Annotated in this window: 10 protein-coding genes; all 10 read right to left on the bottom strand. The window is 51.3% G+C overall.

The window, feature by feature from the left end; translation table 11 throughout:
- Window positions 1-235: 235 nt before the first annotated feature.
- Window positions 236-1,519, bottom strand: coding sequence for a glutamate-5-semialdehyde dehydrogenase (locus Q8O92_02415; GenBank protein MDP2982168.1), 1,284 nt, complete (start codon window positions 1,517-1,519; stop codon window positions 236-238).
- A 128-nt stretch (window positions 1,520-1,647) separates the two neighbouring features.
- On the bottom strand, window positions 1,648-2,007 hold the full coding sequence (locus Q8O92_02410) for an endonuclease domain-containing protein (protein MDP2982167.1): 360 nt from the start codon (window positions 2,005-2,007) through the stop codon (window positions 1,648-1,650).
- Between the two features lie 119 nt (window positions 2,008-2,126).
- Window positions 2,127-3,257, bottom strand: coding sequence for a glutamate 5-kinase (gene proB / locus Q8O92_02405; GenBank protein MDP2982166.1), 1,131 nt, complete (start codon window positions 3,255-3,257; stop codon window positions 2,127-2,129).
- 5 nt (window positions 3,258-3,262) lie between these two features.
- Window positions 3,263-4,279, bottom strand: a complete 1,017-nt coding sequence (gene aroF, locus Q8O92_02400) for a 3-deoxy-7-phosphoheptulonate synthase (protein MDP2982165.1) — start codon at window positions 4,277-4,279, stop codon at window positions 3,263-3,265.
- A 266-nt stretch (window positions 4,280-4,545) separates the two neighbouring features.
- Entirely contained in the window at window positions 4,546-5,322 is a 777-nt protein-coding gene (hisF, locus tag Q8O92_02395) for an imidazole glycerol phosphate synthase subunit HisF (protein MDP2982164.1), read from the bottom strand.
- 123 nt (window positions 5,323-5,445) lie between these two features.
- Window positions 5,446-5,643, bottom strand: a complete 198-nt coding sequence (locus Q8O92_02390) for a type II toxin-antitoxin system HicB family antitoxin (protein MDP2982163.1) — start codon at window positions 5,641-5,643, stop codon at window positions 5,446-5,448.
- 4 nt (window positions 5,644-5,647) lie between these two features.
- Window positions 5,648-5,926 (bottom strand): DUF2442 domain-containing protein, encoded by a 279-nt coding sequence (locus tag Q8O92_02385; protein MDP2982162.1) that lies wholly within the window; start codon window positions 5,924-5,926, stop codon window positions 5,648-5,650.
- Window positions 5,927-5,935: 9 nt separating this feature from the next.
- Complete coding sequence (locus Q8O92_02380) at window positions 5,936-6,196, bottom strand: DUF4160 domain-containing protein (GenBank protein ID MDP2982161.1); 261 nt, start codon at window positions 6,194-6,196, stop codon at window positions 5,936-5,938.
- 21 nt (window positions 6,197-6,217) lie between these two features.
- Entirely contained in the window at window positions 6,218-6,445 is a 228-nt protein-coding gene (locus Q8O92_02375; protein MDP2982160.1) for a DUF433 domain-containing protein, read from the bottom strand.
- An 87-nt stretch (window positions 6,446-6,532) separates the two neighbouring features.
- The gene (locus Q8O92_02370; GenBank protein MDP2982159.1) at window positions 6,533-6,841 is read right to left on the bottom strand and encodes a hypothetical protein; all 309 of its coding nucleotides are present in this window, start codon (window positions 6,839-6,841) and stop codon (window positions 6,533-6,535) included.
- Window positions 6,842-7,143: the final 302 nt, after the last annotated feature.

Here is a 7,143-nt window from a genome sequence, read left to right as displayed (position 1 = left end):
GATTTCATTCTTGATGATCCGTCAAAAAGTGTTACAAAGTCTTCAGTTCTGTCGAAACCTCACCCGGCCTTTGGCCACCCTCTCCTAGTCAGGAGAGGGTAAAGACTTGGCTCGCCGTGAGTTACCCCCTCTCCTGACTAGGAGAGGGGGATAGGGGGTGAGGTTTACAGAGTTGAGTAGGATGTAATTTTTCCTTTTTTGCCGCATCATCATCCTTCATCCTTAGATTTCATCACTATTCCCTCACCGATCCCTGCCCGTACACCACCCATTTGTAGGTAGTCAGCTCGGCTAATCCCATCGGACCGCGGGCATGGAGCTTGTCGGTCGAGATGCCTATCTCCGCGCCAAGGCCGTACTCGCCGCCGTCGGAGAAACGGGTAGAGGCATTAACCATAACCGAAGACGAATCCACATTCATAACGAAGTAATCTGCAGAGAGAATATCTGAAGTCACGATGGCATCGGTATGTTTCGAGGAATAGGTATTGATGTGCGTGACAGCTTCCTCGACAGAATCAACCACTTTGACACCGAGAATGAGATCGAGGTATTCGGTATACCAGTCGTCCTCGACAGCCTCTTTCATTTCGGGGACGAGCGCACGAGCGCGCGGGCACCCGCGGAGTTCCACTCCAAGTACGGTGAGCGCTTTCGCAGCGCGGGGGATGAATTCCCCGGCGATGCCGCTGTGCACCAGGAGCTTTTCAGCGGCGTTGCACACCCCCGGACGCTGGGTCTTTGCATTTACAATAATGTTCAGGGCGTCGTCCAGGTTCGCGGTCAGGTCGACAAAAACATGGCAGTTGCCCTCGTAATGCTTGATCACAGGGACTTTGGCCAGGTCGACAACTGTCTTGATCAGGCCTTTGCCTCCCCGTGGGATGACCAGATCGACCACCCCGGCCGCTTCTACCATGTGCCGTACCCCCTCGCGGTCGGTCATCTCGATGATGGAGATGGCGCCTTCAGGAATGCCTTTCGAGGCGGCGGCTTCACTGAGAAGAGCAGCGAGAGCGATATTGGAATGGATCGCTTCCTTCCCCCCGCGGAGGAGAATTGCGTTTCCGGATTTGAGCACCAGACCCGCGGCATCGACCGTCACATTGGGCCGTGATTCGTAGATGAAACCGATGAGGCCGATGGGCACGGTCATTTTCCCCACCCGTATTCCCGAGGAACGCTGGACCATGTTGGTGACGATCCCCACCGGATCGGGGAAGGAGGCCACTTCACGGAGGCCTTTGGCCATCGCCTCGATACGGGAATCGGTGAGTGTCAGCCTGTCGACTGCGGCCTTGGAAAGCCCATAATGGTCGGACAGCTCCAGATCCTTCGCATTTGCCGAGCTTATCGCCGCCCGGTTGTCCATGATGGAATCGGCCATGGCGTGGAGGGCGCTGTCTTTTACGGCGCCGGAAAGCCCCGCCATTTTCCCGGCGGCGTTTTTGGCCTTCCGGGCCTTTTCCATGACATGATCGAAAACGTTATCCATTACGGCATCCTTTCTCCGTATCATCTGAAATCTTCCTCACCCCCCGTCCCCCTCTCCAAACACGTTGGAGAGGGGGTGACGAGTTATCGAGTGTGACGGTTTTTCTTCCCCCTCTTTGGCTTGCCAGAGAGGGGGTTAGGGGGTGAGTGCAGTTATAAATTGAGCGCCTTTCCCAGTTCCGAAAGTACGAATTCCGGATTACTTTCCACATCCTCATTGGTGAATCTGCTAACCCGATACCCCAATGTATTGATAATATATGTCCTCAGTTCATCGTATTCTTTCTGCTGTTCATGAATCCCGCCGTCGATTTCCACCACCAGCCGATGTTCGAAACAGAAAAAATCGGCGATGAAACTCCGCCAACGCCCATCCATCTCAAATCGAATGGGGTGCTGACGCTGGAACCGGAGCACTTTGAACCGCCGCCCACGCACAGCTTCCCAGAAAGCATTTTCAGCGGAAGTAGATCGTTGCCGGAGAATGCGGGCCATTTCAATGGTCTTGCTCATCTTTTCCTCACCCCTCGTCCCCCTCTCCAACCAAGTTGGAGAGGGGGTGACGAGATCCGGAGGGCGACAGTTTTTCTTCCCCCTCTTTCGCTTGTCGAGAGAGGGGGTTAGGGGGTGAGTTATTTTTTTACGCGGGCGTTCACCATATCGTTACGGTGAATCACCGTGGTTCCCCTGTTGTACCCGAGAATCGCTGTGATCTCCTCAGAATGATTTCCCATGATCTTTCTGATTTCATAAGAATCATAGAGCGTCACACCACGGGCGATTTCTTCTCCGGCGGGGTCTGCTACCGTCACGACATCTCCGATAACGAAGTTTCCCTCGACGCCGGTAATGCCTTTAGGCAGGAGGCTGGCGTTCTTTTCCACTATGGCTTGAGCCGCTCCGGCATCGACCTTCAGAATTCCGCATACCCTGGCAGACATGGCGATCCAGTGACTGCGGGCGGCAAGACCGTTTCGTTCCGGGCAGAAGAGAGTACCTATATCATCGCCCTGAAGAATTTCTTGCAGCCGCGCCTTTTTCCCGTTTACAATGATCATCATGCCCCCGGCGCTGAGCACACGGTTCGCAGCCTCGATTTTCGTCCTCATGCCGCCCACCGCCGCGGGGTCGCCAGCGCCTCCGCTGAGAGCCTCGATTTCAGGGGTGATGCGGGTCACCAAAGAGATGAGGTTACCATCACCCTCACGCGGGTCACGGTCATAAAGGCCGTCCACATCGGTGAACAGCACGAGCAGGTCGGCGTTCACCAGGCTTGCCACATACGATGAAAGGTTGTCGTTATCTCCGACTTTTACCTCTTCGGTGCCTACCGCGTCATTCTCGTTGACAATGGGGATTACCCCCATGCGGAGCAGTTCATTGAAAGCATTCCGGAGATTGGTGTAACGCTTGCGGTTGTGGATGTCATCGATGGTCAGAAGCACCTGCCCGATAGGGAGTCCGAACATCCCGAGGGCTTTTTCGTAAGCGTTAAGCAGCAGATTCTGGCCGATGGAAGCAAGGGCCTGGAGCTGGGGTATGGCTCTGGGCCGGCGATGTATACCCATCCGGCCCATTCCCGCAGCGATTGCCGCCGAAGTAACGATGATTATCTCATAGTTATGCCTGTGCAGATCGGCGATATCCATCGCAAGCCGCGCCAGAGCCTCTGTGTCCAGCGTATAGGGACCGCTGGTGATCATCCTGGTGCCGAGCTTGATCACAATTCTTCGGACGCCGGCCAGGCATGTTTTCCTATCCAAGCCGTTCAGAGTCTCTTCCCTTCCAGTTTCAGATATTTCAACAGTTCTTTCACCAGCGCGGCGAATTCCGCAGGTAGAAGGCTCTGGGCGCCATCGCTGAAAGCTTTTTCCGGTTCCGGGTGCACTTCGACCATGATGCCGTCCGCCCCGCTCGCTACCGCCGCCTTCGACATCGGACCGACCAGACTGCGGATGCCGGTGCCGTGCGATGGGTCGACTATGATGGGCAGATTGGATTTTTCCCTCAGGAGGGGCACCGCCGAAAGATCAAGAGTGTTCCGCGTTGCCGTCTCGAATGTACGGATTCCCCGCTCGCAGAGGATGATGTTCTGGTTTCCCTCGCTCGCGATGTACTCGGCGGACATCAAAAGATCCTGGATTGTGGCGGACATCCCCCGCTTGAGCATGACCGGCTTCTCAATCTTTCCCAGGTCTTTGAGCAGGGCATAATTAGTCATGTTCCGCGCCCCGACCTGGAGCACATCGGCGTATTTGTTGACCAGAAGCACATCGGTAGGGGTTATTACCTCGGTGACGATTTTAAGGCCGGTGGCCTTGGAAGCCTCCTTGAGCAGCTTGAGCCCATCCTCTTCCAATCCCTGGAAAGAATAGGGGGAAGTTCTCGGTTTGAATGCGCCGCCCCGAAGATACTGGGCGCCTGTTTTTTTCACCGCTTTCGCCACAGATAGTATCTGGTCGCGGCTTTCAACCGAGCATGGCCCGGCGATGAGCATGAACTCCTCACCGCCGACCGTGTGCCCGTCGATGGGTATGATCGTGGTTTCTTTTTTCAGCTCCCTTCCCACCAGCTTATAGGGACTGAGAATCGGCATGACCGATTCGACTCCCGGCATACTGGACAAGGATTCCAGGCGGAATTTTCCGCGCTCGTCTCCGATGGCGCCGATGACGGTTTTCTGCTCGCCGTAAATGGGGTGAGGGGTATATCCGAGTTCACGAATGAGGTCTATGACATGGTCGACATGTTCCTTTGGCGCGCCTGTCTTCATAACGATTATCATGATAGTATACTCCGCTAGTTGAGATACAAGTTGTATACATGATGACGATTTAATGCGCTTACAAGAGCGAATAGATGCCGAAACAAGTTCGGCATGACACGCGTCATCCTGAACTCGTTTCAGGATCTAAACATTCCACACCATGCCGAAAGGGTTCTCTGCTTTTGTAAAGTATAAAGCAGGGCATCGGTATTAATACATTAACACGCACAATAAAATCTGCCGTCATGTAAAATTTAAGCTCTCTTTCACTTGATGGCCGGGCCTTACAGCCTGACTGTGATGCCGCGAGCCGCGAGATACTCCTTCGTCTGCCGAATCGAGTACTCGCGGTAGTGAAAGATCGAGGCGGCCAGAGCCGCGCTTGCACCTCCGGAGGTCAATGCCTCGTATATGTGTTCCAATGTACCGACTCCGCCGGACGCAATGACCGGTATGTTCACCGCGCCGGTGACCGCTTTTAAAAGCTCGATGTCATAGCCGTCACGGGTGCCGTCACGGTCCATGCTGGTGAGCATGATTTCCCCCGCGCCGCGCTGTTCCACCTCACGGGCGAATTCCACAGCATCGATGCCGGTCGCTGTCCTGCCGCCGTGGATATGCACCTCGAAATAACCGTGTTCGCCCACAGGGATGGTTTTCGACCGTTTTGGATCGATTGCAACCACAATGCACTGGTTTCCGAACCGCTCGGCGCCCTGGTTGATGATGTCGGGTGTGAGCACCGCCGCAGTGTTGATGGACACCTTGTCCGCGCCTGCTTTCAGTATCTCGCGGATATCTTCCAGCGTGCGGATTCCACCCCCCACGGTGAAAGGGATGAACACCTCCTCCGCGGTGCGGCGCACCATGTCGAGGACAATGCTCCGGGCATCCGAAGATGCGGTGATATCGAGGAACACCAGCTCGTCGGCCATCTCGGCGTCATAGAACCGCGCCTGCTCCACCGGATCTCCGGCGTCGCGCAGGTTCACATAGTTGACGCCTTTGACCACCCGGCCCTTGTCCACATCCATGCAGGGGATGATGCGTTTTGCGATCATGAAGATAACTCACCCCATAATTCCCTCTCTTTGTGCACCCCAACTTTTGCGAGCAAAAGCCGGGGACCCCGCGCAATAGAGGGGAAAACCCAGTTACTTCTCTAAAACAAGAATTTTATAGTTTTAAATTGTATTCGGGGCAATTTCAGCTAATAAACAACCTTCCACTGCCTCATGCAAATTATGGAGCAATTCATCGAGAGTGTCTCCCTGAGTAGCGCACCCCGGAATGGATGGTACTTCCGCCCAGTATCCCCCTTCTTCGGCTTCATGAACAATTGCGGTATGTGTGATACCGTTTACTGAAAATGATACAAGCATTCCTTCACTCATCTTCCACTTCCATCCATTCCGGAAGCGGTTTTCCGGTGGCCATGCTGTAGATGGTTTCCGGGGCTAAATCAATATCACCCGGCCAGGTAAGTACGCCTAGTTCTTTATTGATATATACCTGCTTGAAATACTCGATATCGGAAAAACGGCTGAATACTCCTCCCTCTTTAGATAAGTCGCTGAGGTCAACAATTCCTTTCTCTCCGGTATCGAATTCAACTTCCAAGTGGTAATTTCCAAGGTATTTTACATTCGTCGCATCGTGAAACATATGACCTCCTTATTTGAGAGGTTCGATTTGAAGGAGCGGTTTTTTGTCTTGCACAGAGCTCCAATTGGATGCAAGTTCATCTTTATGCTGAGCAGCCCATTCAATAATCATTCCAAGAGCTCTTGGCGGCAGGTTTCCTTCAAAAACCGTAAAATCATCAATTTTTATACCAGCTTTATATTCACCATATCGGGCATGAAAATGTGGAGGAAAATGTTCCCGGTAATACATAGATATCACGATGCCAAAAAATCGGCTTATTTCAGACATGAAAGGCATCCTTCCACCGCTTCATTTCGACACTTCCACGGTTTCTTCTTCTGCAAGCCAGGCTGCATACTGTAACGCTTCCTCAATGTCACCTTTTTCAAGATACGGATAGTCTCTGAGAATTGTCTCAATCGTTTCGCTGGAAGCAAGAAGACCAAGCAGCCGTGAAACCGGGAAACGTAGTCCACGTATGCACGGTTTTCCGGTGCACACATCGGGATTGATGGTTATACGCTCGAATTGTTTCATATTAAAATTCCCTCAAGTTGCATTAAAACAATTTATTTTGTATAACAATATTCAATAAACTACCAGTGTTGCATTGTAAATTAATATCTATGTGGGTTGAGGTGGATTTTCAAACTTCTCCTCTGTAAACTGTTTATTTATAACGCTAAGTTTTTCTCCATAATTTTCAATCGTTTTTTCGATGCCAAAAACAAATAAGTCATTAATTTTATCTATAGCAGTCAATATTGCAGTTATGGCAGTAATCAATAAAATATCCACATCTTTATCCTTCGGACCAATATGAATCACCAGTTTTGAATCATCCAATCTCAAAAACTCTTTTTGCAAGTCAGGCAAAGTCGAGTGAACAGATTCGCTCAATACAGCAAATGCACTCATCCACCCTTGATACAACCCAGACTCCTCTAAAATATTAAACGAGCTTAATTTTAGTATCTTCTCTTTAACCCGGATTATTCATAAAAAAGGATTTTCTTTCTGCAAGAGTCAATACTACAGCCCCCTAAATCCCCCAAAAGGGGACTTAAAAAAACCGAAAGACAAAGTGTAACAGTTTTTTTTTTACAAATATGTTGAACTTACATGTTATTATCTTTACCATGTTAAGTCCCCCTCCGGGGGATATAGGGGGCTGCCTTATAAATATGCTTAAGTATTTGTTTGAAAATAAGTTGAGATAATACTTATGTACGTTT

The organism is Candidatus Latescibacter sp. (genome assembly GCA_030692375.1).
GTDB lineage: Bacteria > Latescibacterota > Latescibacteria > Latescibacterales > Latescibacteraceae > JAUYCD01.
This window is presented reverse-complemented; position numbering and strand designations above follow the sequence as displayed.

Coding starts and splice junctions, on each gene's coding strand:
- Q8O92_02385 (MDP2982162.1), bottom strand. CDS start 5,926: ATGTTTCACGATGCGACGAATGTAAAATACCTTGGAAATTACCACTTG.
- aroF (MDP2982165.1), bottom strand. CDS start 4,279: ATGATAATCGTTATGAAGACAGGCGCGCCAAAGGAACATGTCGACCAT.
- Q8O92_02410 (MDP2982167.1), bottom strand. CDS start 2,007: ATGAGCAAGACCATTGAAATGGCCCGCATTCTCCGGCAACGATCTACT.
- Q8O92_02415 (MDP2982168.1), bottom strand. CDS start 1,519: ATGATACGGAGAAAGGATGCCGTAATGGATAACGTTTTCGATCATGTC.
- Q8O92_02375 (MDP2982160.1), bottom strand. CDS start 6,445: ATGAAACAATTCGAGCGTATAACCATCAATCCCGATGTGTGCACCGGA.
- Q8O92_02390 (MDP2982163.1), bottom strand. CDS start 5,643: ATGCTTGTATCATTTTCAGTAAACGGTATCACACATACCGCAATTGTT.
- hisF (MDP2982164.1), bottom strand. CDS start 5,322: ATGATCGCAAAACGCATCATCCCCTGCATGGATGTGGACAAGGGCCGG.
- Q8O92_02380 (MDP2982161.1), bottom strand. CDS start 6,196: ATGTCTGAAATAAGCCGATTTTTTGGCATCGTGATATCTATGTATTAC.